Here is a 26023-nt window from a genome sequence, read left to right as displayed (position 1 = left end):
AGCGGAAATAGACAATACCCCCACCTACCATCAGATGATTCTCTTTCTCCTTCCTGTTTGCATCACTAAGGTAGCAAAAAGGAAGGGAATTACAATGGATGGATGAACGCCTAAAGGTTCCCTTTCTTCAACTCTTCTACAGCAAAAGCAGCCGCTCTCGCCGTCATGGCCATATAAGTAAGCGAGGGATTAACGCAACCCGAGGAAGTCATGGCAGCGCCATCTGTTACAAAAACATTAGGTGCATCCCAAACTTGGTTATGAGCGTTTAACACGGAGGTCTTGGGATCTCGTCCCATACGGGCCGTACCCATTTCATGAATGCCTTGTCCCATGGCAAATACACTACGGTATCCCGTTACTTCTTTAACCCCCGCAGCTTCGAGCATCTCTTTTCCTTCTTTTATAATATCATCAATCATCAATTTTTCATTCTCTTTAATTTCTGCATCGATTGCCAAAACCGGTAAACCCCATTTATCTTTCCGATTTTTATCGATATATACCCTGTTCTCGTGATAAGGTAAAATCTCACCAAAACCGGTAAGGCCAATCGACCAAACTCCCGGTTCGCATAATTCTTCCTTCAGCCCCGCCCCAATACTCAATTCAGCTATAGATCGTTGCCATGCATCCCGACCTGCTCCACCTTGGTAACCATATCCTCTAATAAATGAACGTTTATCATCACCGATATTCTGAAAACGCGGTATGTACACGCCATTTGCTCGTCTGCCATAGACATATTTATCCTCATAGCCTTCTACAATCCCTCTAGCTCCGTTACCTAGTGTATGATCCATTACGTTATGCCCTAATTCCCCCGAACTGCTACCCAATCCGCCTTCCCAGATATCCGTCGCAGAGTTCATTAATACCCAAGCGGAGTTAAGTGCCGATGCATTTACGAAAATGACTTTAGCGAAATACTCATAAGTCTGTCCATTTTCGGCATCTAGAATCCGAACACCTTTGGCTTTTTTCAATTCCTTATCATATAGGATCTCCATGACAATCGACCACGGCCGAACGGTTAAATTACCCGTCTTGACCGCCGCAGGTAAAGTAGACGACTGTGTACTAAAATAGCCTCCAAAATTACATCCGTTGCTACATTGGTTTTGGTATTGACAGTTAATCCTTCCGGGCAGCGGTTTCGTGATGTTGGCAACTCGACCGATAATCATCGCGCGCTTATCGCTATAGTGCTTTTTAATACGAGCTGCTACATCCTTCTCTACAACATTCAGTTCCATCGGTGGCAAAAATTCGCCATCGGGTAAAATAGAAATCCCATCACGATTACCGCTTATACCGGCAAAGCGTTCCACATAACTGTACCAAGGAGCGAGGTCTTTATAACGGATGGGCCAGTCGACCGCAATCCCATCGCGAAGATTAGCTGTAAAGTCTACATCGCTCAGACGATAGCTCTGCCGTCCCCATATCAATGATTTTCCTCCTACCTGATATCCCCTAACCCAATCAAAACGTTTGACTTCTACATAAGGATTATCAATTTCATTGACTAAAAAATTGACATTACCTTCCGTCATAGGCCAATAACGAGCCTGTATAGGATGCTCATGAAGCATTTTTTGACTTCTATTATTACGGTATGGGTAATCCCATATATCCTTTGCCGCAAAGCCATAATCCTTTACATGCTCTACATTCCGGCCACGTTCCAACATCAGCGTTTTTAATCCGCTCTCTGTAAGTTCTTTAGCGGCCCAACCACCGCTAATGCCTGACCCAATAACAATGGCATCATAATTTTTCTCTGTCATATATGTGTTTTTAGTATCCGACGATCATAACGAAATCTTTTACAAACAGCAGTGCCAACGTTGGCTTTACCGAACATCTCAATTAACTGATTGTTGTGTGAAAGACTCGCATAAATATTTTATATTGGTTTATTAAACAGACCTTGTCATTATCCAAACATAAATAATTCCTCGCTAAAGCGCAAATAGGAAGTAATTTATTTCATTCAGTATAAGCTTCATGATACTATTTACATGGAGAGAAAACAATTTAACGAAAACACCATATAACGACAAAATCCATCGTTTTTTCGTAAATTTGTGATACCCTTCTCCTCCTAAACATTCTCAGTAAATTTTTGGCCTTGCATTCCACGTCAAATCCACGTGAAATCCACCTTTAGTCCACGTTAGATCCACCTGTCATTCGGTATCCCTTTGGTGTATACCCGTGTTTCCTTGCTTTTCTATAGAGCGTACATAGCACGGATAGCGCACGAATATCACAGGAATGGAAAACGAATAGAACACGACTGGAAATAAATGAATGTAAGGCTAATTTCATTTATAGCTGTACTCATAAAAATTTCTTAACACATGCTACAACATTTTCCTACCTTGTACGTCTAATGCATTAAAAACTATAGGAATGTTCAGTAGAATATTATTTATTATACCAATTTGGTTGATTTTAGATTTTTACTTTTTTCAATCGCTAAAGTCAGTTACGCAAAATCTATCAAGTGCCACTCGAAATGGAGTTCATTGGGCTTATTGGCTGTTTGATCTTGTGTTGATTTTAATCGTACTCTTTTTAATATTTATAAACCCAAAACTGCTACCGGCCAAATACATCTTTGTACTCGTCGGTTTTGTTTTACTTAGCTTGGTTCCCAAGTTATTAGTACTTCCTTTCCTCCTCTTGGAGGATATCACTCGTTTAGGAAGCTATGCATGGAATTTCAAGAACAACATCCCTTATCCCGAAAGAAGAAAATTCATTGGTCAAATTATACTTGGCGTTAGCGCCGTCCCTTTCCTTGCCATCATTTACGGGATGTCTCGAGGTAAATATCAATATAAAGTGCATCATCATACCTTATATTTCGAAGATTTACCCGAGGCCTTTGATAACTTTACCATTACACAACTATCCGATATACATTGTGGCAGCTTCACGGATCACGCCTCGGTTAAAAGAGGAATAGAACTAGCAAATGAGCAGAAAAGCGACTTATTGGTTTTCACCGGTGATTTGGTAAACAATGAGTCCATCGAATTGGATGAATGGCAAAGTTTATTTGCCCGATTAAATGCTCCCTTTGGTGTCTATTCCATATTAGGTAATCACGACTACGGCGACTATACCGAATGGCCTTCTCCGGATGCAAAGGCAGCCAATTTGAACCGATTAAAGACCATGCAAAAAGAAATGGGTTTCCGTTTATTGCTTGATGAACATGTCAAATTGGAGAAAAATGGTCAATTCATCAACTTGGTTGGTGTACAAAACTGGGGTAAGAATTTCGCGCGCTATGGCAATCTCGAAAAAGCGATGTCTACCGTAGATCGTGATAGCTTCACGGTCGTATTATCACATGATCCTACTCATTGGGAAGCTGAAATTTTACGGCACCCCATGCCGGTTCATCTAACCTTAGCGGGCCATACACACGGCATGCAATTCGGCATCGAAATTCCCGGTTTCAGGTGGAGCGCTGTTAAATATATTTACAATCAATGGGCAGGCCTATATAATAAAGGAAAGCAATATATTAACGTAAATCGCGGATTTGGTTTTATAGGCTTTTCAGGAAGAGTAGGTATTTGGCCTGAAATCAGCGTCATTACCTTAAAGAAAAGAACAGTTTAAGCCGCTACACTTTCAAAGTGACCTCGATTACACAAATCCGCGCGCTAAGTTTCAAGTTAGGTGGTGGTGGATAACTACCGGTATAAAATGTAAGGTAAAAAATTCTTAAGAAAGCTAAAACGATTTAATTATATTTGAAACCGATAGAAATAGCTATAACCAAAAAAACCGTCATGAAACTAAAAACAGTTACCTTACTTCTTTTATGCTCTTCATCGGGCCTAGCAGCAGAAAAACAACTGGCTGACTATGTCAATACTTTACAAGGGACTAATTCCAAGCATGAGCTTACTCGAGGGAATACCTATCCAACAACAGCATTGCCATTTGGTATGCATACTTGGACGCCACAAACCGGAAAAAATGGAGACGGTTGGAAATACCAGTATTTTAAGAAAACCTTAAGAGGCTTTCAACAAGCGCACCAATGCAGTTCATGGACAAATGATTATGCTGTATTTTCTTTTTTTCCAACGATTGACAGTCTACAGGTAGACGAAGAAAAGCGAGCGACGGGATTTTCACATGAAAATGAAATTGCCAAGCCCTATTACTATCAGGTAAAAATGGATAATCATATCCAAACAGAAATGGCTCCAACCGAGAGAGGCGCGCATTTGCGCTTTTCGTTCCCAAAGGGACATAAGGCGTTTCTAGTGCTTGATGGTTATACGGGTTATAGCTTGGTTAAAATTCTACCCAAAGAAAGGAAAATCATTGGCTATGTACATAATGGTCGCGGATTTAAAGAGGGTTTTAAAAGCTTCTTTGTGGCCGAGTTTGATCAGCCGTTTCTTGATTATGGTACGTGGGAGAACAGGAAAAACACGACCGATGCACGGACTTTGGAAGCAGAAGGCGATGGAAAAGGTGCTTATTTGGTGTTCAAATCAGGTGCAACTGTACAAGTTAAAGTGGCCTCTTCTTATATCAGTCAAGAGCAGGCTGAACTTAATTTAGACAGAGAACTGGGAGATGATAAAAAGCTGGAAGTAACCAAAAATCGTGCGGCTACTGTCTGGAATAAACATTTGGGAAGAATTAAGGTGGAAGGAGGCAGTGAAGAAGACAAAGCTACCTTTTATAGCTGCTTCTTCAGAGCAAGTCTTTTTTCCCGTCAGTATTTTGAGTATGATAAGGATGGTAAACCTTATTATTTCAGTCCGTATGATGGAAAAGTGTATCCGGGCCATATGTTTACGGATACCGGTTTTTGGGACACGTTTAGGGCACAATTCCCTTTAAATGCGCTTCTCTATCCAACAATGCATGGCCAGTATATGCAGGCGCTACTTGCCGCTTACGAACAGTGTGGTTGGCTACCCTCCTGGTCTTTTCCCAGTGAAGCAGGAAGTATGATCGGCAATCATGCCATTTCGCTACTAGCCGATGCTTGGGCTAAGGGTATTCGTACATTTGACCCTAAAAAAGCACTGGAGGCTTATTTACATGAGGCTACTAACAAGGGACCATGGGGGCCAGCCAATGGCAGGGATGGCTGGAAGGAATATTACCAGTTGGGTTATGTCCCCTATCCGGAGGTAAGAGAAGCTACTGCCAAAACGTTGGAATACGCTTATGATGACTTCTGTGGTTACCAACTTGCAAAAATGACCAATCAACCCTTTTACGCGGACATTTTTAAACGGCAAATGTTTAACTATCGGAACGTCTACGACTCCAAAACCCGATTTATGCGCGGAAGAGATAAAAATGGTAACTGGAACAACAATTTTGATCCCGCCGAATGGGGTGGTCCTTTTACTGAAGGAAACGCCTGGCACTGGGTTTGGTCGGTTTTCCATGACACAGAAGGACTGATTAAACTCTTAGGTGGAGATGCCAACTTTATTGCTAAATTAGACTCCGTATTTACGGAACCGAACCGCGTGAATGTAGGCACTTATGGCGGCTTGATTCACGAGATGACCGAAATGGTAATGGCGAATATGGGACAATATGCTCACGGCAATCAACCGATTCAGCATATGGTATATCTATACAATTACGCGGGTCAGCCCTGGAAAGCGCAGTATCATGCACGGGAAGTTATGCGCAGGCTATATAACAGCACAGAAAACGGCTATCCTGGTGATGAGGATCAAGGACAGACCTCATCGTGGTATGTATTAAGCGCCCTCGGTTTCTACAGCGTTTGTCCCGGAACTGATCAATATGTCCTGGGAAGCCCGGCATTTAATAAAATCACCATTAGTTTAGAAAATGGGAAAGAATTCATTATTCAGGCGGATAAAAATAACGCAGACAACGTATACATACAAAAGGCCTCTTTAAACGGGCAGGACTATTCGAAAAATTACCTCACCTATTCAGCTATAAACAATGGAGGCATCTTAGTATTGGAAATGGGTGCAAATCCAGATAAGGAAAGAGGTGTTCGTGAAGAAGATAGACCGTTTTCTGTTAGCAACTCATTTATCGAAATGGAATAAAAAAGAGAGGTTTCACTGATTGTTAAATACCGTATATTTTGCTATTTTTGCGAAACGGAAATGATGCCTTCCGACTGAACCGCCTTAAAAAAGCTGATGGCGTCTACTAAAATAAAAGGAATGCGATAGACACTTATATGCGGTCTATTAGAGCCTATTTTGTAGACACATAGCTTTGTATACCATGATAGATAAAATTTTCTTGCTTGAACAGGTTCGCGTTTTGAAAAATCTACTGCGGTGGACCCTTATTATCCTCCCTGTGTCTATCGCGATAGGGAGCATGGTTGCCCTGTTTCTTTGGTTGCTTCATCTTTGCATCCATTTTCGTTTCGAGCATCCTTGGTTACTTTATTTCCTCCCCCTAGCAGGTTTGCTTATCCATTTTGCTTATAAACTGTACGGAAAAAATGCCGAACGGGGTAATAATTTAATTATCGACGAAATTCACGAACCGGGAGGAGGTATTCCGAAACGTATGGCACCTTTGGTTTTATTGAGCACAGTTGTTACCCACCTCTTCGGAGGGTCTGCCGGCAGAGAGGGTACGGCTGTACAAATTGGAGGAAGTATTGCGCAAGCCTTTAGCAAATGGTTTGGTTTAAACGACAAAGAAACTGGTATTCTATTGACCGCTGGTGTAGCTGCAGGTTTTGGTGCCGTATTTGGTACACCACTAACCGGTGCCATCTTTGCGCTCGAAGTGTTAACCATCGGACGCATTCAATACCAAGCCGTTTTTCCCTGCTTAGTGGCAAGCCTTATCGGCGACCTTACCGTTTCGGCATGGCAGGTCCATCATACGAGTTACCGGATCGATGCAATTGATATTCCAAATTATTTTGACGCCTATTTCTCGTTGAACCCTTTGCTGTTAATAAAAGTTGTAATCGCCTCAATTGCCTTTGGCTTAGCCAGTTTATTATTTGCGCAAATGGTCCATAGGATGAAGCATCTTTTCCTTAGCGTTTTTTCTAAAACATGGATTGCGCCTATGGTGGGTGGGCTAACGATCATTCTCTTAACATTTATTTTAGGTAAACCCGATTATTTGAGCTTAGGTGTTGATGCGGAATATAATGGCGCGATTACCATCCCATCCGCTTTCCAAGCTGGCGGGGCTGATACCTGGAGTTGGCTGTGGAAAACCATTTATACCAGCGTCACCCTAAGCAGCGGCTTTAAAGGTGGCGAAGTGACACCGCTATTCTATATTGGAGCAACCTTGGGAAATACCTTATCAACGTTATTAGATGCACCCGTCAGTCTTTTTGCTGCCTTAGGTTTTCTGGCCGTTTTTGCCGGTGCCACCAATACTCCCCTAGCTTGTACTATTATGGGCGTTGAGCTGTTCGGAGGAGAATATGTACTCTACTTCGCCATCGCTTGTTATACGGCTTATTTTTTCAGTGGACATAATGGAATCTATAGTGCACAAAAAATTGGCATAAAGAAATTAGACGCTTAAGAGACTAGGGCTGATAGTTATCCTGATAAAGGAAGCGTAAACCATAAAATAGTGCGGGTAACACTACACTCCCATGGTTCTCTTCATCAAAACGCCTATAATGCCATCGTAAGGTTGGTTGTGTCGTTTCTTTGAGCATATCAGGCAATGACAAGCGTTTTTCATGGTTTGGATTTATGTTTTTTTCCATTCCGGCGCTGGCGACGAATAAACCAACGTGATCAAATTGCGATCTTTGCAGAATCTCCTTTGCTTCTGTCAACAATTTGGAATCATCCCACCATAAACTTGGATCGATAGCTAAATAATCGGAAAATAATTGGGTGTGTTTTAGAAAGATATTGATGGTTGTTAACCCGCCAAAAGAATGGCCGATGAGCACGCGTCTTTTGCTCGTACGAAATTGGCTATCCACCAAGGGAAGCAGTTCTTTTTCAAGAAAGGAGACAAAGCGTTCTCCACCACCGCTATTTGTTAAAGTGGCATGTCCACGCTCGCTAACTGCCGGTGTGGGCGTCAAGTCCCGGGTACGATCGGTATTTTCAATCCCAACAATAATGGCATCGGGTTTACGGCTACGGCCTCCGCGATGTAAGGCGGCCTGTACTCCGGTTACGGTTAAAAAATTCAGTTCGGCATCCAACACGTAAATTACGGGATAATGATGATTGATTGCGCGTTTATCGTGGTAGTTTTCCGGCAAATGAATCCAAATAGATCGTTCTTCTTTCAATTGCCGGGAAACAATTTTATTCTTTTTCCCAACAATTAAAAGACTATCGTTCTCCTTTGCCTGCAAATCCATCATAAAGAAAAAAAACACAAATAATGTATGTATGGTATATTTCATTCTACAACAACTTTAAATATGTTCTGTTTGTTCCAGACAGCATATAATAGTCGTTTAGGCTCCCCTCCTTTCCATCACTCCGATCTATTCTTCTATTTCTATGCGCATATCACGAACACGCGTCTTAAATTCAACTGGTTGGTCAAGGTTCTTTTTCGCGCTTGTCTTTTTTGATTTCTTTTTAAGCTTATTGATCCAAATAATCGTACCGGTTACAGGCAAACTGGTAGCTATTAAGCAACCGATAAAATAAAGAATTTTGGAAAAAGTGCCGTAGATATCTCCAAGATGCAAAGGTTTAATGGAAGCAACGATGCGTTCGTTCAGTGGTTTATCACCAAATCGATCGACTTTAATTAATTCACCGCTATATTGATCAATCACTACTTTATCCGTCGCAGCAGGCGCAAAAAAACCGGTTTTGTTCTTATAAACTACAGCCGAAGCAGCCTCATCTGCCGGTAAGCTAATCCGAACGTCTCCTTTATAGGAGAGTTGCGCATTAGCCAAAGCTATATAATCCGCTATTTCCAAAGACCGCTGGTTTTGCCCCTTAAGCTCGGATCCCGGGAATTTTTCATTCCTTCCACCGAAAACCTTTGCACCCATTACATTGCTTACCCCATCACGATACCATTCAAAAGACCAGCAAAGGCCCGTCAATGCCATAATGGTTAACAGGATAAATGAATAGAAACCTAAGGTATTGTGCAAATCGTGATTAAATCGTTTCCAATTGGAAGTTTTAATGGTAAATCCCGGTTTCCACATTTTCCATTTTTTCATCTGCTTCCATTTAGCAGGAGCCCATAAGACCAATCCGGAAATTTCGAGTATCAGAAAAACCAACGTAGCAACTCCAACAATCATTTTACCAACTCCTCCCTCAATGAGTAACCAGCGATGCGCTTGCATCATTATCAAAAAGAATTGGGATGATGCATGTTGTGTTGTCCCCTGTATTTCGCCGGTGTAAGGGTTCACGAGATAGTTGGTACCTCTATTGCGGCCATGTCCACCGGCCTTGCCCTCGCCACTTTTACCTTCTTTTCTGTCCTGCCTAGGCTTTTTCGCTAATTCTTTTTTTATTTTGACCGGTTGAGTTGCAAAGGTCCAGGCTTCTTGCGGATTGTTCGGTATGGTCACGGCTGTAACACGCGACTTGGTTTCCCTCGAAATCTGTGCAATCAACTGATCTACCGGGATCAGTTGTTGCCCGGCCTTCGGTACGACGTGGTAAACCTCCCTATTCAAAAAGCGGGTTATTTCATCCTTGAAGGTATAAATCGTACCCGTAAGACATACTATAAACAGTATCAATCCACTAGCGATACCCAACCATAAATGAATATCACCAATAAATTTTCGCAGGGTGTATTTTTTCTGTACAGTCCTTTGTTTAGCAATCATAGCTCAATGGTTAAGGTAAAAGTGATCTCCGGTATTCGTTTTCAACGAATACCGGAGATGTCGACAAAGCTATTAAAGTGTTAATTTTGTTACCGAATTGACAGATTCTGCCTGTATTACTAGACCAGCCGTTGCGCTGGCTGTCGTTGGATCAATCACATAAATTGTAGGAGCCGTTGTATCGGTTGTCACCGGAAAATACAACTTGCCTCCATCGGCAAAAGGAAGACCTGTGGCTGTTATTTGATCTTTCGATGGGAAACCATTGGTTAACCAGGTGAAGGATCGATCTCCCATTTTTACGATCGCATATTGCGTTGCAGGCGTATTGGTATCGTATTGAACACTATTGTAGAATTCGAGTAAATAGTAATCCTCTGTAATATACCATACTTTTCTAAAGCGATAACCACCTGACTTTTCTTGGATATTGAAATAATAATCCTGATCAAATGTTTCGGCACCCCGATTAATGCGTAAAGCGCCAGCCGGTTTGGTTGTTGTACCATCATAAGAACCGGAGAACACATATACATTCCCCTCTCCATCTTTGGCTATTTGTGAATAGTATTGGGATTTAAATCTTCCGGAACTGTAACTTAAACGATCATCCCGATAAATTCGCTTTACATTCAAATCGGCATCCAACGCCGCCACCCAAACGCTGTCCGGGAAGTTTACCTTGCCAGTGCTACTTCCTCCACCTGAACCTTCTTCTTTCAGCCCCGAAGCTACTACCCCTGTTAAGAACTCACCGTTTCCTAAATCAACAATGCCCGAAAAAGTGGCTATATCTCCATTTCCTGTAAAATTGGTTGTATTGATGGATTTTTGGGTGAGTTGACTGCGATTGTTCATATCGATAAAGTTGAAAGTAGAACCAATACTACCATCATCTAAAGTCTGTCCACTTACGCCTGTTAACACATAATGGTCATATGTCCCATAAGTAGTAAACCGCGAATTAATCAAAAATTCATTCCCAACAGGTGCCAAGGAACCATCCGATGCTAAACCATAGGTAACGCCAACGCCCGGATTCCCCTGCGCATAATAAAGACCAACGGTGGCCTTTGTACCATAATTTACCCAAGTGGTATAAGTCGTGAGCAGCTCCACACCATTACCTGTAGTAGTAATGGTATCACTATGGTTGGTTAAATCATCCGCTGTTAACAAATAGGTCGCTGTACCGGTTGTAGCAGCAATAAAATACTTTTGGCCATTAAAATCACCGCCCCCGGTATCGGGACCATCACTTTTACTGCAAGCTGTAAGGCCAAACACCGCCAGACCAAGCAACCAACTATTTTTTTTAAAGGTGTTGAATTGAATCATGTTCATGAAAATTGAGTGTATATATTTCTGTTAATGTCTTTTCACTAAGAAATAGCGCAACTTGAGCGCAAAACTTCTGCCCGGTTTCTGTAAGCTATAGTTATCATAAAGCATTTCATTGGTGAAATTGCGTGCTTCAAATGCGATATTGTAGCGTCCGTTCTTCATCATATAGCTCATATTAAAGTCGTGCGAAAGTTGTTGAGGTAGTTCGAGCTTCGTATTACGATCGCCCTGGCTTTCCCAATGCAGGTAAAACTGGCCAATGAAGTTTAGGCTGTAGCCTAAGGAAAGCACATTACCCTTGCCGCAAAAATCACGAATAAAATAAGCAGCGTCAGCATTTCCAAAGAAATAAGGCACATTCGGTACCCGATCGTCATAAACATTACTTAGCTGTGTGCTATTTTCGGAAACCAATTGTTCTTTATTGCGCATATTCTGATAGGTTACATTTCCGCCAAGCGAAAAAATGTCTCGATAATAATAACGAAGCTCGGTGTCTACACCAACGTTACGCACTTTGCCGTGGTTGCTGTAAGCCGCCCCTCCCAAGCGCTGATCAATTAACCGACGGATATAATCATTAATATCCCGATAATAACCTGCTACATCTACATACAGATTATGATCACTCGTGAGTTGCTTATTGAACGTCAAACCCAGATTATAGTTATACGAATTCTCTGCCCGTAACGAAGCATTTCCCGTCTCCAGCACCCCATCGCCAAACAACTCGTTCTCGGTAGGCAAGCGGTAGGCTTTTTCCCAGGACACTTTCAACTGCAAGTGTTTATGTAAAAAATAAGTACTGGCAATACCGTATCCGGTAGTATGATAAGCTTTATCAAAACGAGCGTAAGAAAAAGTACCTGAAGTCCTGGAGGTATCAACCGGCCCGGTAATGTTTTGGGTGTAATGCTTCATAAAAACTGAGGTTACCCATCTGCGTTTATAACTAAAGCGGTAAGAAGCACCAAAGATATTTTTTCGGTTCTCCCTTTTAATCGTATCGGCTGCCGATATCGGATCAAGAATAGCCACCTCATCTGTGTTTTGCCTTTTATAACCAGCTATTACATCGCTAACCGAGAAGGAGTGCATCTCATTGATGCGATAACTTAAATTGGCCGTAGCCGAGGCATTTTTGTTACGGAACTCGCCTAGTGTATGCACACCCGACTCTCCTTTTGAAGATTTTGCCCACGAGTTGCCCAACCAATTATATTGACGAGCAGCGGTATCTATATTTCGATTGTAATTACTGTTGTAATTTGCTGTCAGGCGTAGGTTCAACCCGTCAACAAACAGATCTTTTTTCTCATAGGTCAAAGATGGCAGTATGGTCGATGCCCTTCGCTCCTTTTGTCCATAGACAATTTTCATAATATTGGCATGCTGGATATCCGCGTGCTCCTGCCCTAATGTTAAACCCAACAATAAGCGATCGGCCCAGGGTTTCTTCACAAAGCCGATCTTCGCCATAATGGTTTCATTATGATAGGTATCATGAAAGCGGCGTACCCATTGGTCCTCTTGGTTACCGTTGGGATATTGCACCGTCGTAAAAACCCGATAATCGTTATCCGAGTAATTCTGAAAAGCATTCAGTTGGAATGTGAGGCCTTTAGGTGTGGTATGCCCTAAACTAATATTCGATTTATGTGTATTAAAAGAGCCGTAGGAATAGGACGCATCTAAATAGCTGTTTGCACTTTGATTGGTGACAATGTTAATGACACCGCCCATAGCATCTGCTCCAAATTCAATCGGTACTACCCCTTTATACACCTCAATACGATCGGCAATATTAACGGGAATATTATTCAATTGAAAAGCAGAGCCAAAACCCTCCATCGGCACACCGTCCATAAACAGCTTCACGTGTCGCCCGGTGAATCCATTGAGGAAAACCGACATATTGGAGCCGGTACCGCCGGTTTCTCGTATTTTAACCCCCGAAGCCCTATCTAACATATGACCTAAATCGAGGGTTGAATTATATAAAGACTTCGCATCTAGTGCCACCACGTTGTAAGGAGTTTCTCGCACTTCTTTGATGGCTGATTTTCCAATAACCTCCACTTCGTTGAGTGCCATCCGCGCATCAGGTTTTAAGGTAAAAGATAGATTTTGTTGTTTTCCTTTTCCAACGTGAATTTTGATCGATTGCGTTTCATAGCCTAAAGCCGAACAGGTGATCTCATAATCGCCCGGATATAGATGCAAAAAATATGAGCCATCTTCGCTTGTTATGGTATCGAATTTGGTATACTTTACATAAATACCGGCCTGCGCTATGGGTCGACCGTTTTTATCTTTTACATGGCCCGACAAGAGAGCACTTGGCTCTTGCGCTCGTGCCGCTTGGAAAAAGAAGAAAAAAAACGAAAGGTAAAATAAAAATCTTTTCACGTATATCCTTAATCTTTGATTTGGTTGAGCATCTTTACCATTTCATATTCCTGTATCGGAATTGGTATTTAGACTTATTTTAAATAATTTCGCTCAAAAATAGAGAGGTCGTAAGAGATTGGATGACGGAAAACGGAATAAAAATAGCGCAAAAAGAATTATGTATATTTATTCTAAATTAATAGAGTCAGAAACCGTAGTTTGTGATATAAGGCTGGATAATGCTTACAATCAGGAAGAGTTAGTAACAGAAAGCCAAGTCAATGAAACAAGTGAACGCGCCGATATCCAAAGTAAATCTCGCTACAGCTCAGGCTTTCTGATGCTGGAAACCTATTTTTCGATTCGGAAAAAAGTTACTGATCAATTTATTGTTGAGGGCGAGCATATTCAACTTAGCTTCTTCTTGAACGGGAAATCGCGCATGATGGAGCCTTTACAAGACTCCTCGTGCGACCTTGATATAGGGATAATGCGAAGGAACTATTTTAAAGACTATCATCGCAACTTTGACATGCGGGGAGGGAATGAGGTAAATTATGTCGCCATTTACCTATCGAGCGACTTTTTTCGCAAACTCGTAGAAAAAGAACACTGGGCGGCTAAAGATTCCCTCGTGCAACGTGTGTTGAAGAGGGATGAAAGCGGTTCGAATGACGAAATTTGTGCCATTAGCCTCCCGGTTCTGAAAATATTGCAAGAGTTGTTTCGATCAACTTATGACGGTTTACATCAACGTTATTTTATAGAGCTAAAACTGAAAGAGCTTTTATTTCTATCCTACGTAGAACATACTCAACTGGATACTACTTATAAAGGATTAGAAAACACGTTATATACAACGCTTGAAAAAGTCAAGGCATACCTAACCACACATTTCGACAATCCGCCTACTATCAAACAACTTTCCCGGATGTTCTCGTTGAACGAGCTTAAATTGAAGCAGGGTTTCAAAAATCTATATGGGACAACCATTTACGCTTATGTCATCCATTTACGTATGCAACAAGCTGAAAAAATGCTACTCGAAGATTATTCCGTAAATGAGATGTCCTCCATATTGGGCTACCGCAGCGTATCCCATTTTATCAGTACCTATAAAAAGCATTTTGGATATACGCCAAAACAAGCACTGAAAAGAATTTCACAGTCGCTCCCCCTGTTTGTTGCCTTCTTAAACGGTTGTTTAGACCATAGTTTATAAGCTTGCAAAGAAGCAGAAAATGGGTTAATCCAGTGCACCAAACACCTTCTTCAACAAGGACGTACTTCTGAACGCCGCATTATCGCGCACACCTTTTTCCTTTTCGGCAACCATTTTAAATACACCATTAAGCGTTTCTTCCGTTACATACTGATTCAAATCAGGGGTAACATTTTGTTTAGTGATGCTGTTATATTTGGTAATGATTTGATTCCATACTTTATCGGCACCCACCTTTCCTAACGAATTTTCAACCTTTGGTTCAAAAGCCTGGTACAATTGTGCAGATGTTTTTCCCTTTAAATAGCTGGTGGCCGCCGTATCCGTACCTAAAAGAATCTTCTTTGCATCATCAAAAGTCATGGATGTAATCGCATTAGCAAAAATAGGCACGCCTTCAGTCACGGCATCTTCGGCCGCTCTATTCAATAGTTTAATTCCCTGATCAGCCAAGCTTCCCATACCCATCATTCGTAAAGTGGATTCTACTTTTTGTAGTTTTTCAGGTAGTAAAATCTTTACCAGATTATTCTTATAAAAACCATCTTCCGCTCCTAATTTTTTTATACCTTCTTCGACACCTATATTAAGCGCTTGCTTTAATGCACCCGAAACATCAGTGCTACTTAGTTTCTCCACCGCGCTATTATTGCTGCTCGTTGATTTATTCGTGGTGCTACTATCCGCATTTTTCTGCTGCTCTACTGCCTTTTTAACTTTGTCAAAAATGCTTTGGGCCTGTAGATTAGATGAAATCGCTAAACTGATTATTAAGAGTAGTAAAACACTGCTGACTTTCTTCATTCCTTTTGTAATTACGTATTTCCTTAAATATGGCTTAAATATAAGAAAGTTCTTCACCGAATTTTAATATATTGCTTCGGTTTTCCGATAACGCTATGTTCGAGATTTTATTTGAACACATTAACAGAAAAATTTCGCTTCAGGAAGCGGAAATGGAACAATTAAAAACTTTTTTCATTCCAAAAAAATACCGCAGAAAACAGTATGTACTCCAACAAGGAGATCCATGCAAATACATCGTATTTGTAGAAAAGGGCATGTTGCGATCTTATCAGGTGGACGACAAAGGGAACGAGCATATCGTTCAATTTGCGCCGGAAGGCTGGTGGATTAGTGACAGCTACAGTTTTTTAACGGGTACTCCCGCTAGCTACGATATTGATGTATTAGAGGAAGCAGAAGTTTTGCTTATTACGCAACCGGCGATGGAAGAGATGTTACAAGCGATTCCGGCAATGGAACGCTATATGCGTATCCTGATGCAGAATAGTCTAATCAGCATGCAACGTCGAATTGCCTGTACACTTACTACACAGGCAGAAGAGCGATACCTGGGCTTTATTGCCGAAAATCCCCATATCGGCCAACGAGTACCTCAACATATGCTGGCTTCCTTTCTTGGCATGACTCCTGAAACCTTAAGTCGGGTTAGAAAACAATTATTGAAGAAAAGTTGATTGTCAAAGTAGGTAATACGTAGAAACGGGATATAAGTATCAGGACGTAAGACTCATGAGGGGAGGCTTCTACTTAAAACGTATAACTTATCACATAGAACGTACAACTACCTCCCCCCTCTTGATCTATATCAATCCTATTTCTTATTTCATATCAACAGAATAGGGCTCCATTTGTCTCTACCTTTGTAGTACAAAACGAAGGAAATATGAATACAAAACAAACGATTGCTATTGTTGGAGCCACCGGACAAATGGGCTCTGCCTTAGCGAAGAGCTTGGCAGGGAGTTCTTATCGTTTATTACTAATGGGAACAAACCAGGCCAAGCTTCAAGATTTATATCATCAATTGAAAAAGATAAATCAAGAAGTGGATAGCGACTGGATTTTATGCCCCGTCGATGCCAGTTGGGAAGCTGATATCATTGTTTTGGCGGTTCCTTATAGCGCAGAGAAGGATTTGGCGGCCAAAATCGCACCGGTGACTACGGGAAAGATCGTTATCAGCATCTCAAATCCGATAACACCTGATTTTCAGGGATCACTTTTGCCCGAGCATACCAGTGCAGCGGAAGAACTGCAAGCTCTTTTACCCTATTCGAAAGTCGTGAAGGCATTTAATACCACCTTTGCAGCCAATTTTGGTCAGCCTGTATTTTCAAATCACGTGGCTGATTGCTTTTTAGCGGGTGACGATGAGGCCGCTTTAAGCCAGACGGAAGCACTGGTGAAAGAAGTTGGTTTTAGGCCGGTGATTGCCGGAAATTTGAGCAAAAGTAGAACATTGGAAAATATGCAGATTCTGTTAATGCAACTGGGAATAAAAAACCATTATAATTGGCACGCCGGTTGGAAAATTTTGCATAATTAATTAAGCATCAAAATCTATATAAAACAAGCTGTTAAAGCTTATAACGTAAACTTAAAACGAATAAAATGAAAATTGCATTAATTGGCGCCACGGGATTTGTTGGCGAAACTATTTTAAACGAGTTATTAAATAGAGGGCAAGAGGTAACCGTCTTGCTGAGAGATCCTTCTAAATTAAATACACAGGATGAAAAGCTGCACATCACCCAGGTTGATGTACTTGATACAGAAAATTTTGTAAAAGCCATCCAAGGTTTCGACCTTGTGATCAGTTCTTATAATGCCGGCTGGACAAATCCAAACTTGTACAATGATTTCTTAACCGGCTCAAAAGCTATTCAAGAAGGCGTAAAAAAAGCTGGCGTAAAGAGATTACTGGTAATTGGAGGTGCAGGCAGCCTATATGCTGCTGAGGGTTTACAGATCGTTGATACACCCGAATTTCCGGCTGAGTGGAAACCCGGCGCTCAGGCCGCCCGTGATTACTTAAACATCCTAAAACAAGAACAAGATATCGACTGGACATTTATAAGCCCTGCACCTGAAATGCACCATGGCCTACCGAGAGAACGAAAAGGTACTTATCGAACCGGTACTGATTATCCTGTTGCTGATGAAGCTGGAAGAAGTTGGATAACGGTAGACGATCTGGCCGTAGCCATTGTTGACGAAGCTTTAAATCCGCAACATATTAAACAACGCTTCACGGTTGCTTACTAAACATGAGGGTTTGTTCAAAAGGATAGTATAACTTAACAATTAGCTAAAACGAAAGGTCTCCAACCGGGGAGATTGAAGACCTTTACTAACCAATTATAAACCTAAATTATGATGACACAAAGATAATAAGGAGCAGGTACATCGCAAAACTTTTTTTGGGGTTTTAACATATTTTAACATTCTGCTAAAACATTTTAACAACCTATTTTAGTCTTAAAAATCTACGTGGTAATCCTTTCTAAAAGGCTCTCCTTTCCATGCTTTTAACATGGTCCATTCTTGAAAAGGAGCCGACCAAAAAGGATGCGTCTCGGGTAAGCCTAAGGGCAAGAAAGATAATGATGTTAAATACATACTTCCTGTATTACTATAACTGTCTGCCAAACCACTTTGCCTATCCCCGATAATTCCTAAAGTTAGCCAACCATCCTTTGTAAAGCTCTCCGGAATAAACACCCGCTTCTTCACAGCTGTTATTGCACTCCTCACTTGTGCAGGTGTAATCCAATCAGGCAGGGCATCTTCTAAGGCCAGTTGCACCAAAGGCTGAAAAATGGCCGTACGATAGGTTGCCGATCTTCCGAAGATTGGATACGTTCCTTCCGGTGAAATCATGCGCTCCAAAAATTCGGCATATCGTTGCATGCGTTTATACGCCCGATCAAATTCGTCCCGCGTACGGCGCCCCTGTTTCACATTTACTCGTAAAATATCCACCAGCATGGGTTGAATAACATAACTATTATAATAATCGAAACTAAAAACCGCTCCATCACTATACCATCCATCTCCCTTGTACCAAGTCACGATCTTCTCAATAGCATAATCAATTCTTTTTTCCTCCACATTTTCACCTATTTCCAAAAGAAAGCTTTCTATCATAGCGGCAAAGAGCAACCAATTACTTTCGTAAGGCTTTATGCGTCGAAGCTGCTTAAATTCGTGGATTAATTGTTGCTTAGTACCGTCGCTTAGCGGTTCCCACAATACCTTCGGGGCCTTCACGAAAGCCTGTGCTAAAAAAGCAGCATCCACTAGGGGTTGAGATCCTTTGTCCCAACTTAGGTAATCTGCGCTTTTCGGATCAACTCCCTTTGCAATACTATCCTGCAATTGCTTCTTTAATCGTGATTGGATTACTTTTTCATTGGCATTCACCTCCTCTAAAGCAAGCCAGGGCCCCATACCAACAGCTAAACGACCTAAAGCTTCTAAATATCCGACTCCTATATCGCGGTTATCCCATATCGGACTGACCCGCATATCCATATTTTTTCGTAACAGGCCTTTACTCATATTGTCAAGTACCGGACTCGCTATCTTATCCATTAACGAGACCCAATAAGCCCGATCGCGTGAGCCATTGATCGACGCTGTATCGTTATTTATTTCAGTACGAGCAAGTAAGGTTGAAGGTTTATATATACCAACCAGTCCGGCCAGGGACAATCCTTTTAAAAGGCTTCTTCTTTTCATGTTAAGTCCGTATACGGTTATCCTCCAAAAATAGGTATTTAATGAACATATTCTAACTCAACAGCAACCTTATGGCTGTTTTTAAGCAATATACAGTGTCAATCAGTATGGTTGTGTTTTTTTAAAGCAATGACCTGAAAACCTATGCCGCAAATTTTGCAAACTTAATATCTGTTATGTAAGTTTGGTTACAGAAGATACCATGCAGATGCCTTGGCTTTTTAAAAAGATCGACCATATCCAACTCATTCTTTTTAGGATATTTTTTGGGCTCTTGGCTTTGCTGGAATGTTGGGGGGCTATTGTAACGGGCTGGGTAAAGGAAACCTTCGTCGACCCTAATTTTACATTCCCCTTTTTTGGTTTCGAATGGACCCAATTTTTATTAGGAGATATCATGTACCTTTTATTTGTGGTACTCGGATTATCTGGGCTCTGTATCGCAATCGGTTACCGTTATCGGGTCAGCATTCTCCTGTTTAGTTTGGGTTGGTCGTTGGTTTATTTCATGCAAAAATCAAACTACAACAATCATTACTATTTAGTGATGCTCATTGCATGGTTTATGGTTTTTATGCCGGCGAATCGCGCACTTTCACTGGATGTTAGACGAGGACGTACAAAAGGTCAGCAAAGCATGTTTAATTGGCAACGCTATTTATTTGTTACTCAATTATTGATTGTATACACTTTTGCCGGTATTGCAAAGTTATATCCCGGTTGGTACAATGGACAATATTTGCATTTACGACTTTCCGATTCGTCAACTTGGTACCGTACACATTTTTCCTGGAGTCATTTCGCCGACCTACTTTCTTCTGAAAATTTTGCACGACTATTATCCTGGCTTGGCATTGGCTTTGATCTACTGGTAATACCCCTTCTATTATGGAAACCTACACGTACTATTGCATTTATCGCCGCACTGCTATTTCATATTTTCAATTCAATCACTTTACACATCGGTATCTTCCCTTATTTTGCTTTAGCATTAGCTATATTTTGTTTTCCACCTGAATTAATTCGAAAGCGATTTGGACAATATTTGACGAATAATCCATATCGTGTCGTTTCATCTCCTCCCCGCCCTTTGAGCAAATATTTATTGCTTCTATTGGCTTCTTATGTACTCTGGCAACTCTATTTACCGTTGCGCCATCACCTAATAGCAGGTGACGTACTCTGGACGGAAGAAGGCCATCGCCTGGCATGGCGTATGATGCTCAGACGAAAATCCGGGCAGATCACATTTTACGTTGTTAATAAAGAAACCGGTAAGAAAGAACAGATTCGGTTAAACGAATACGTAATGCCCCATCAACTACACCTTGTCAGTACAGCCCCGGATGCTATTTGGCAATTCGCCCAGCGCTTAGCAAAGGAATATAAGCAAAGAGGACAAGTAGTTTCGGTATTTGCGCAAAGTATGGTTTCCGTAAATGGTAGCCCCTATTACCCATTTATTGATCCCACCGTTGATTTAGCGGCAACTTCCTGGAGATATTTTTCCCACCAACACTGGATTCTGGACGCCCCCGAAGAAATTTACAAGAAAAACACACCCATACCGGAATATTTCCTGCCGCAAATTCGAGCGTATTAACAATCCATCCGAACCTTAAATCAACAAGATCGCAATCCGCGAATCACCGTATTAGCTTTTATATTTGCACGGTGTTGTATAGACATTCTACTCATTTATGCTAAGGTTTTTATTTGCTTCGTTTTAGCCAGCAAATTTGGCGAGATTTGTTGAATCGTTTTTTCTGAAAAGTCTAATACATGAATCGTTGCTGTCGATTCGGACTCACTTAGTTTACACAACATGTTTGCTGATTTTCTTTGTGTGATTCCTGCTTTGAAGACATAAACGTTTATTTCTTTTTGAGGAACAGCCAATAAAGAGGAGTCAAGCGCTAAAAAATCAGGCGTACCAATGATAACATAATTAAAGTGTTGCTTAAGCGTTAAGAGTATTTCTTTTAACCCTGCCTTCGCAAAAAAATGCTGCAAGCTCCCGTAGTCATTCAAGCCGGATTCGCCTTTCACGTCGCCCGTTCGAAACGTTTTAACAATATTAACCAGTACCGGGCCTTCCGTTTTCTTCTCCATCGTTTGACAAAGCTGATTCTTTATACGCTCAGCGTTGCCAATAAACTCAATAAAATCGTATGTATATACGTTATCCATATATTGTCGATCAAATTGATTTGAGAGATTTATATGAAGCACTTCATTTCCAAGCTTCGCCAATAAAGCTCCAAGTTGTACACTTATTATATATTGTTCTTTTTCTGCCTCAACAGAGTTAAAGACAATAAGACTTGGCTTTTTTGCTAAACGTTCAACTTCTTGAATGAGTTCTCCGTAGTTAAAGGCAACAAGCTCTTGATTTACATTTTTATTTAGCTCCAGCTTACTGCTTTCTGTTCGAAGCGAGATGTCAAGGTCTTCGAGCCGCTTTACAATGGGGGATTTATACCTTCTAAAAAAGCCAATAAAAAAGGGTATGATCCCTACAAAAACAGCAAGCAACAAAACAACCCATAACCATTTCAATGCACTGTTGGGAAGTAATATGTACCGAGAGATCTCGGCGGGTTGCACCGTTTGAATCTGAGGTGCTACCAATGAATCCATTAAATCACTTACTTGTGTTTGACTTAATTTTTTTTGATATCGCTCAAGCTGATCTGAATAAATCTCCGTGATTGAATCCCGGCTATTGAAAAGGGCGATGAGTTTTTCAGAAGGTTGCCGCGTATAGAACCTTTTACGCTGTGGGACTCTATTTGGCTTAAGGAGCTCCCTTTTTTCAGTGTCCAGTTTGTTAATAAGATCATCTCGCGAACGTTCAATTGGGATAAAATAAGAGGTATCGTATTTCGATTTTTCTTTATACACCTGCTGTAGCTTAGCCAACTCTTCATTATACGATCTAATCTGTTGTTCTAAAGAAGCGTTATTGATGAAATACGCCGGTAATTGGTTAAATTGGTTAAGTGGAGTTTTCAAATATTTTAAGATCGCTTCTATTTTTCTAATGATAAGCTGCTTGTTGGTCTTTGAAACTTTATTGGCCCCATTTTCATTAATAGGCCGTAATTCACTTCGTTCAGCACGTAGTTGCTCTTCAACCTGCGTATTTAATTGTAAAAGTTGTTTATTGGTCAGCGATAAACTATCTTCTAATTGCAACAAGGCACTTTTACTTGTTATCACTTGTTTCACTTCAGTTTTATTGCCAAGCGTTACACGCGCCATCAGGTACGTATAAATCACTCCTCCAATAAGAAGTAGACTGGCTAATGATAAAATTAACTGCTTTCTGTTACGATAAGCATCAACACTTTCCTTGGCTATAGTTATTATTCTCTTTCTTCTATTCTTCTTCTGCATTACGCCCCCTTTGGAGCTTAATACGAAATAAAAGGAATCCTAGTGTAGGTGTGTCGATATTGTATAGTAAACAGTATACCAAACAGTGAAAAAATGAGGTATCCACATGAGGAAATCGCTTTAAAAAAAGAACGATTTTTTTAATCAACTTTTTCTTGGCAAAAAGTTGAACAAAACCCAAGGCTGTGTAGGCTACCTTGCAACTGATGGCAAAGCATCAACGGCACGTATTGGAGCCGTTTCACTTCCTCAATCCGCTTGGATACTGCACAATGAGCAGGAGTGCAAATGCTTTGCTGCTCGTTGCTGCGGTATCCTCCAAGGCCGCTTTTCCCACGCACAAGGCTATATTTAGGGCTGAAGATGTAATACATTGGTTAAAAGTAAAAGCCCTCGTTCTGCCAAAATATCGCCTAGGAAATTTGCGGTTTGCACGTTGATGCACTGCCGTTGTAGCAAAGTTCCAAGCGATGAGTTTTTGCGTCACTTTTTGCGGAAAAAAGTGACTAAAGAAAACGTTCCTTTAATATAAACACTTTCATTTGTGTGTTAAATCGAAACTAAAGCGTTCAGCAGAAAAAGTAGTTGTCATCCTTTAGCGTTATAAGTAATTTTATAGATGGTTCCCTGCAGGTCATCGCTTACGTACAAAGCTCCATCCGGACCCTGGGCCAATCCGCACGGTTTATGTTGACTGGGGCCCGTCGGATTTTTCAAGTCGATTCCTGCAAAATCGTCCGCAAAAATCTCCCAATTCCCTGTCGGCTTACCATTCTTGAAAGGCACGAAGGCGACACAGAAACCCTTATGCAGTTCCGGCGATTGATTATGAAAAGCAATAAAAGCGCCGTTCCTATATTTCTCAGGAAACATAGTCCCTGTATAGAAGAGCATCGCATTTGGCCCCAGGTGTGCTGGAAATGCCAGGGCGGGCTCCAAGTACTTACTATCACCTTCTTTTTTACCATCCCCTCCAAATTCGGGAGCCAGTAATTTTTTATGCCGAATATGATCGTAGTAAATATAGGGCCAGCCCGCATCAGCCCCTTTTTTTAGCTCATATAACGTTTCAGCGGGATAGGTAGCCGAATAGGTTGCATCAAAATATTGCGGAAACTTTTCATGAAAATTGCCCCGGCCATGCTGTAAGGCATAAAGTGAATTGGATACATCGTTCCATGCAAATCCCATCACCCCCTTTAATCCCGTTGCATACTGTTCACCATCGCTGTACTCCTGATTTAACTTATCGGCGTCAAATCGCCAAATACCTGCTACGGAATCTAGTAAAGGACAAGATTTCCCGTCTTTTGTTTCGTCTGCACAGGCATCTGAATAGGAGGCAACTGCTACATATAAATTCCGTTCCTTATCAATCACCAGCGGTTTTGCACCATCAATGGCATGCGCAACCAACCCTTTAACTATAACCTCAGGGTGGTCCACATCAGTCACCTGCTGATTTTGATCGAGCTTATATCGATATACAGTTGTGTTAGATGATGCATACAGATATTTTTGATCGACTAAAATACCTGTGCCGGTATAATCACCAAAAGCGACTGTTTTGTCGATCGTCCCGTCACGATCCGTGTCTGACAAACAATAGATTCCCTTTCCATCTTTTAAATTATTCAATTTAACGTATACATCGCCTTGCTGACTGACCGCAATGTGACGCGCCGCGCCTAAAGAGTCTGCAATAACAGTAGCCGAAAAACCCGGTTCTAGTGTAAGTTTGGCTGTTTTCGGCTCTTTCTTTGCAGGTGATGAGCAGGCAAGACAAGCACTTACGAATGCAAGCACACTCGTTTTTTTTACAATTTTTTTAAACATTGTTTTAGCTGTTGTTTTAGTATTAATCCGACACCTAATCATTGTAGGTTATTGAATGTAAAACTAAAAATATCGAGCAATTTCCGCCTAAGTGCTTTGTATCTTTTGTGTTGCACTCATTTGGATGGATTTATTTTAGTATGATATCCGCTTCAGCATGAACCGATTGTTTTTTTTTCGACCTTAACTTATCCGTAAAAAAAATAAATATGGCAAGGAGGAGAATTAGACAAATGGGGGTAATGGCGTAAGAAAAATAAATTAGTATAGATGACCACCTCACACCCGGTAAGCCGAATTCTTTAAATAAAAGAAGCGCTACACTTCCGAGATATCCAACAGAATCGCAGATGTATACAAAAAAACCAGCATTTGCTTTCAGCTTAAACAGTGCAATAATTCGTTCAAATAGGACTGTTTGTACCGGTGTATAAGCCAGGAACAGCCCAATTCCTAATAACATCATCCAAGAGTAAGCATTTAAGTAATGCATTTGAAAGAGCAGTGTACCGGTACCACTCAAAAGCACACCAAAAACCATTAATATGAGTGTGCACAGAAAACCCTTGTGATTATTTCGTATAAAGGCAATCAAACCCACTGACAGAATCACAACTATACTACTGATAATCTCGGTGGTGGCAAAAACAGTCCCCACGTAGCCTGGTTGGATTTCATCCCAGATCTCTACCGAAAAATTATCACGGAAATCACGCATAACGGTTAAAAATGCATATACGACAACGATTGTCACTACTCCGACACCATAAAGTGCCATCGTATGCTTCCTTGTTTCTTTATCCATGGGTATTCTTTCCGTTCGCAATAGTCGGTCCTTTTCGTTAGGTACGGGAATAACGGCAAGCATCCATACAAATAGTAGAAAAAAGGGAAAGAACAGCGCACCAACAATAAAAGGCATCCAAAATTCACTAATGTGAATTTGTTGTTGTATAAAAACGTATATCGTTTTGAGTACGCCGGATGCCACGATGATACTTATGTTTAAACCGAAACCTAATAATTCCGTAAATCGTCGCCCCTCTAGAAAGCTAAAAACAATCCCCCAAATCATCCCTAAAGGGAGCCCGTTTAGAAATAAGCAGATAAAATTGTATGGAAAGGGAACAAGGGCAAACAGCAATAGGCTGAGACCAGCCGCTAGAATAAGTGAAATAATCAGCCAAACACGTTGGGCGCTTTTTAGCTCGGCAATTACCTTGATACCGATAAACTTGGACAACATATAGCCAAACACTTGCGCAATGATAAGAACAGATTTATAGTCCATACCAAAAAGACGCAAGCCGTCGTAATGACCGGTATTGAAAGGTTTACGGAAAGCATACATGCAAAAGTACGCTCCGAAAGCGGCGATGGAACACCATAAAATAAAGGCAATATCCGATGTGCGCGACAACCAGGTTGTCACGTTACTTTTCTTTGTATTTTCCATTGTG

19 protein-coding genes and 1 riboswitch are annotated in these 26023 nt (G+C 41.1%); of the genes, 9 read left to right on the top strand and 10 right to left on the bottom strand.

From position 1 onward, the window contains the following. Positions 1-110: 110 nt before the first annotated feature. Positions 111-1790, bottom strand: a complete 1680-nt coding sequence (locus tag E0E36_RS23665; protein ID WP_130858015.1) for a GMC oxidoreductase — start codon at positions 1788-1790, stop codon at positions 111-113. Between the two features lie 628 nt (positions 1791-2418). On the opposite strand from E0E36_RS23665, the gene E0E36_RS23660 reads away from it, so the two are divergent. From E0E36_RS23660 to E0E36_RS23650, 3 genes are all read left to right on the top strand, one after another. Beyond that, on the top strand, positions 2419-3642 hold the full coding sequence (locus E0E36_RS23660; protein ID WP_130858014.1) for a metallophosphoesterase: 1224 nt from the start codon (positions 2419-2421) through the stop codon (positions 3640-3642). A gap of 173 nt (positions 3643-3815) precedes the next feature. Beyond that, entirely contained in the window at positions 3816-6095 is a 2280-nt protein-coding gene (locus E0E36_RS23655; RefSeq protein ID WP_130858013.1) for a GH92 family glycosyl hydrolase, read from the top strand. A 47-nt stretch (positions 6096-6142) separates the two neighbouring features. Next, positions 6143-6208, top strand: a riboswitch (Fluoride riboswitch). Positions 6209-6279: 71 nt separating this feature from the next. After that, positions 6280-7563, top strand: a complete 1284-nt coding sequence (locus E0E36_RS23650; RefSeq protein WP_130858012.1) for a voltage-gated chloride channel family protein — start codon at positions 6280-6282, stop codon at positions 7561-7563. 4 nt (positions 7564-7567) lie between these two features. On the opposite strand, the gene E0E36_RS23645 is transcribed toward E0E36_RS23650, so the two are convergent. From E0E36_RS23645 to E0E36_RS23630, 4 genes are all read right to left on the bottom strand, one after another. Beyond that, positions 7568-8413 carry an alpha/beta hydrolase gene (locus E0E36_RS23645; protein ID WP_013663496.1) on the bottom strand — a complete coding sequence of 282 codons (846 nt, stop codon included), beginning with the start codon at positions 8411-8413 and terminating at the stop codon, positions 7568-7570. 84 nt (positions 8414-8497) lie between these two features. Then, positions 8498-9823 (bottom strand): PepSY-associated TM helix domain-containing protein, encoded by a 1326-nt coding sequence (locus tag E0E36_RS23640; RefSeq protein ID WP_130858011.1) that lies wholly within the window; start codon positions 9821-9823, stop codon positions 8498-8500. 72 nt (positions 9824-9895) lie between these two features. Further along, positions 9896-11167 carry a DUF4374 domain-containing protein gene (locus E0E36_RS23635; protein ID WP_130858010.1) on the bottom strand — a complete coding sequence of 424 codons (1272 nt, stop codon included), beginning with the start codon at positions 11165-11167 and terminating at the stop codon, positions 9896-9898. Between the two features lie 24 nt (positions 11168-11191). Further along, a complete protein-coding gene (locus E0E36_RS23630; protein ID WP_130858009.1) occupies positions 11192-13576 on the bottom strand; it encodes a TonB-dependent receptor in 2385 nt (794 codons plus the stop codon). Between the two features lie 160 nt (positions 13577-13736). Here E0E36_RS23630 and E0E36_RS23625 point away from each other — a divergent pair, with 160 nt between their 5' ends. After that, entirely contained in the window at positions 13737-14780 is a 1044-nt protein-coding gene (locus tag E0E36_RS23625; RefSeq protein ID WP_130858008.1) for a helix-turn-helix transcriptional regulator, read from the top strand. Positions 14781-14804: 24 nt separating this feature from the next. Here the strand turns inward: E0E36_RS23625 and E0E36_RS23620 are convergent, their stop codons facing one another. Further along, positions 14805-15584: a DUF4197 domain-containing protein gene (locus E0E36_RS23620; protein WP_130858007.1), complete on the bottom strand. Its 780-nt coding sequence runs from the start codon at positions 15582-15584 to the stop codon at positions 14805-14807. A gap of 95 nt (positions 15585-15679) precedes the next feature. Between E0E36_RS23620 and E0E36_RS23615 the strand changes: the two genes are divergently transcribed. From E0E36_RS23615 to E0E36_RS23605, 3 genes are all read left to right on the top strand, one after another. After that, on the top strand, positions 15680-16261 hold the full coding sequence (locus E0E36_RS23615; RefSeq protein ID WP_130858006.1) for a Crp/Fnr family transcriptional regulator: 582 nt from the start codon (positions 15680-15682) through the stop codon (positions 16259-16261). 209 nt (positions 16262-16470) lie between these two features. Then, a complete protein-coding gene (locus tag E0E36_RS23610; RefSeq protein WP_130858005.1) occupies positions 16471-17133 on the top strand; it encodes an NADPH-dependent F420 reductase in 663 nt (220 codons plus the stop codon). A gap of 65 nt (positions 17134-17198) precedes the next feature. Continuing rightward, positions 17199-17852, top strand: coding sequence for an NAD(P)-dependent oxidoreductase (locus tag E0E36_RS23605; protein ID WP_013663504.1), 654 nt, complete (start codon positions 17199-17201; stop codon positions 17850-17852). Between the two features lie 213 nt (positions 17853-18065). Here E0E36_RS23605 and E0E36_RS23600 read toward each other — a convergent pair whose 3' ends face one another. Continuing rightward, positions 18066-19328, bottom strand: coding sequence for a DUF2264 domain-containing protein (locus E0E36_RS23600; protein WP_130858004.1), 1263 nt, complete (start codon positions 19326-19328; stop codon positions 18066-18068). Positions 19329-19512: 184 nt separating this feature from the next. Here E0E36_RS23600 and E0E36_RS23595 point away from each other — a divergent pair, with 184 nt between their 5' ends. Further along, positions 19513-20931 carry an HTTM domain-containing protein gene (locus E0E36_RS23595; RefSeq protein WP_207303802.1) on the top strand — a complete coding sequence of 473 codons (1419 nt, stop codon included), beginning with the start codon at positions 19513-19515 and terminating at the stop codon, positions 20929-20931. A 95-nt stretch (positions 20932-21026) separates the two neighbouring features. Here E0E36_RS23595 and E0E36_RS23590 read toward each other — a convergent pair whose 3' ends face one another. Beyond that, the gene (locus tag E0E36_RS23590; protein ID WP_130858003.1) at positions 21027-22727 is read right to left on the bottom strand and encodes a hypothetical protein; all 1701 of its coding nucleotides are present in this window, start codon (positions 22725-22727) and stop codon (positions 21027-21029) included. Positions 22728-22893: 166 nt separating this feature from the next. Here E0E36_RS23590 and E0E36_RS23585 point away from each other — a divergent pair, with 166 nt between their 5' ends. After that, a complete protein-coding gene (locus E0E36_RS23585; RefSeq protein WP_130858002.1) occupies positions 22894-23082 on the top strand; it encodes a hypothetical protein in 189 nt (62 codons plus the stop codon). Between the two features lie 233 nt (positions 23083-23315). Here E0E36_RS23585 and E0E36_RS23580 read toward each other — a convergent pair whose 3' ends face one another. Beyond that, complete coding sequence (locus E0E36_RS23580; protein ID WP_242627382.1) at positions 23316-24563, bottom strand: PQQ-dependent sugar dehydrogenase; 1248 nt, start codon at positions 24561-24563, stop codon at positions 23316-23318. A gap of 130 nt (positions 24564-24693) precedes the next feature. Then, positions 24694-26019, bottom strand: a complete 1326-nt coding sequence (locus E0E36_RS23575; RefSeq protein WP_130858000.1) for a DUF5690 family protein — start codon at positions 26017-26019, stop codon at positions 24694-24696. Between the last annotated feature and the right edge of the window lie 4 nt (positions 26020-26023).

The sequence above is a fragment of the Olivibacter jilunii genome (assembly GCF_900607235.1).
In the GTDB taxonomy this organism is placed as follows: domain Bacteria; phylum Bacteroidota; class Bacteroidia; order Sphingobacteriales; family Sphingobacteriaceae; genus Olivibacter; species Olivibacter oleidegradans.
This window is presented reverse-complemented; position numbering and strand designations above follow the sequence as displayed.

What these genes read in the sequence shown, in the direction of transcription:
- E0E36_RS23620 (WP_130858007.1), bottom strand. Translation starts at nt 15,584, where the DNA reads ATGAAGAAAGTCAGCAGTGTTTTACTACTCTTAATAATCAGTTTAGCG.
- E0E36_RS23660 (WP_130858014.1), top strand. Translation starts at nt 2,419, where the DNA reads ATGTTCAGTAGAATATTATTTATTATACCAATTTGGTTGATTTTAGAT.
- E0E36_RS23645 (WP_013663496.1), bottom strand. Translation starts at nt 8,413, where the DNA reads ATGAAATATACCATACATACATTATTTGTGTTTTTTTTCTTTATGATG.
- E0E36_RS23655 (WP_130858013.1), top strand. Translation starts at nt 3,816, where the DNA reads ATGAAACTAAAAACAGTTACCTTACTTCTTTTATGCTCTTCATCGGGC.
- E0E36_RS23580 (WP_242627382.1), bottom strand. Translation starts at nt 24,563, where the DNA reads ATGTTTAAAAAAATTGTAAAAAAAACGAGTGTGCTTGCATTCGTAAGT.
- E0E36_RS23615 (WP_130858006.1), top strand. Translation starts at nt 15,680, where the DNA reads ATGTTCGAGATTTTATTTGAACACATTAACAGAAAAATTTCGCTTCAG.
- E0E36_RS23605 (WP_013663504.1), top strand. Translation starts at nt 17,199, where the DNA reads ATGAAAATTGCATTAATTGGCGCCACGGGATTTGTTGGCGAAACTATT.
- E0E36_RS23635 (WP_130858010.1), bottom strand. Translation starts at nt 11,167, where the DNA reads ATGAACATGATTCAATTCAACACCTTTAAAAAAAATAGTTGGTTGCTT.
- E0E36_RS23600 (WP_130858004.1), bottom strand. Translation starts at nt 19,328, where the DNA reads ATGAAAAGAAGAAGCCTTTTAAAAGGATTGTCCCTGGCCGGACTGGTT.
- E0E36_RS23625 (WP_130858008.1), top strand. Translation starts at nt 13,737, where the DNA reads ATGTATATTTATTCTAAATTAATAGAGTCAGAAACCGTAGTTTGTGAT.
- E0E36_RS23640 (WP_130858011.1), bottom strand. Translation starts at nt 9,823, where the DNA reads ATGATTGCTAAACAAAGGACTGTACAGAAAAAATACACCCTGCGAAAA.
- E0E36_RS23665 (WP_130858015.1), bottom strand. Translation starts at nt 1,790, where the DNA reads ATGACAGAGAAAAATTATGATGCCATTGTTATTGGGTCAGGCATTAGC.
- E0E36_RS23590 (WP_130858003.1), bottom strand. Translation starts at nt 22,727, where the DNA reads ATGCAGAAGAAGAATAGAAGAAAGAGAATAATAACTATAGCCAAGGAA.
- E0E36_RS23610 (WP_130858005.1), top strand. Translation starts at nt 16,471, where the DNA reads ATGAATACAAAACAAACGATTGCTATTGTTGGAGCCACCGGACAAATG.
- E0E36_RS23575 (WP_130858000.1), bottom strand. Translation starts at nt 26,019, where the DNA reads ATGGAAAATACAAAGAAAAGTAACGTGACAACCTGGTTGTCGCGCACA.
- E0E36_RS23650 (WP_130858012.1), top strand. Translation starts at nt 6,280, where the DNA reads ATGATAGATAAAATTTTCTTGCTTGAACAGGTTCGCGTTTTGAAAAAT.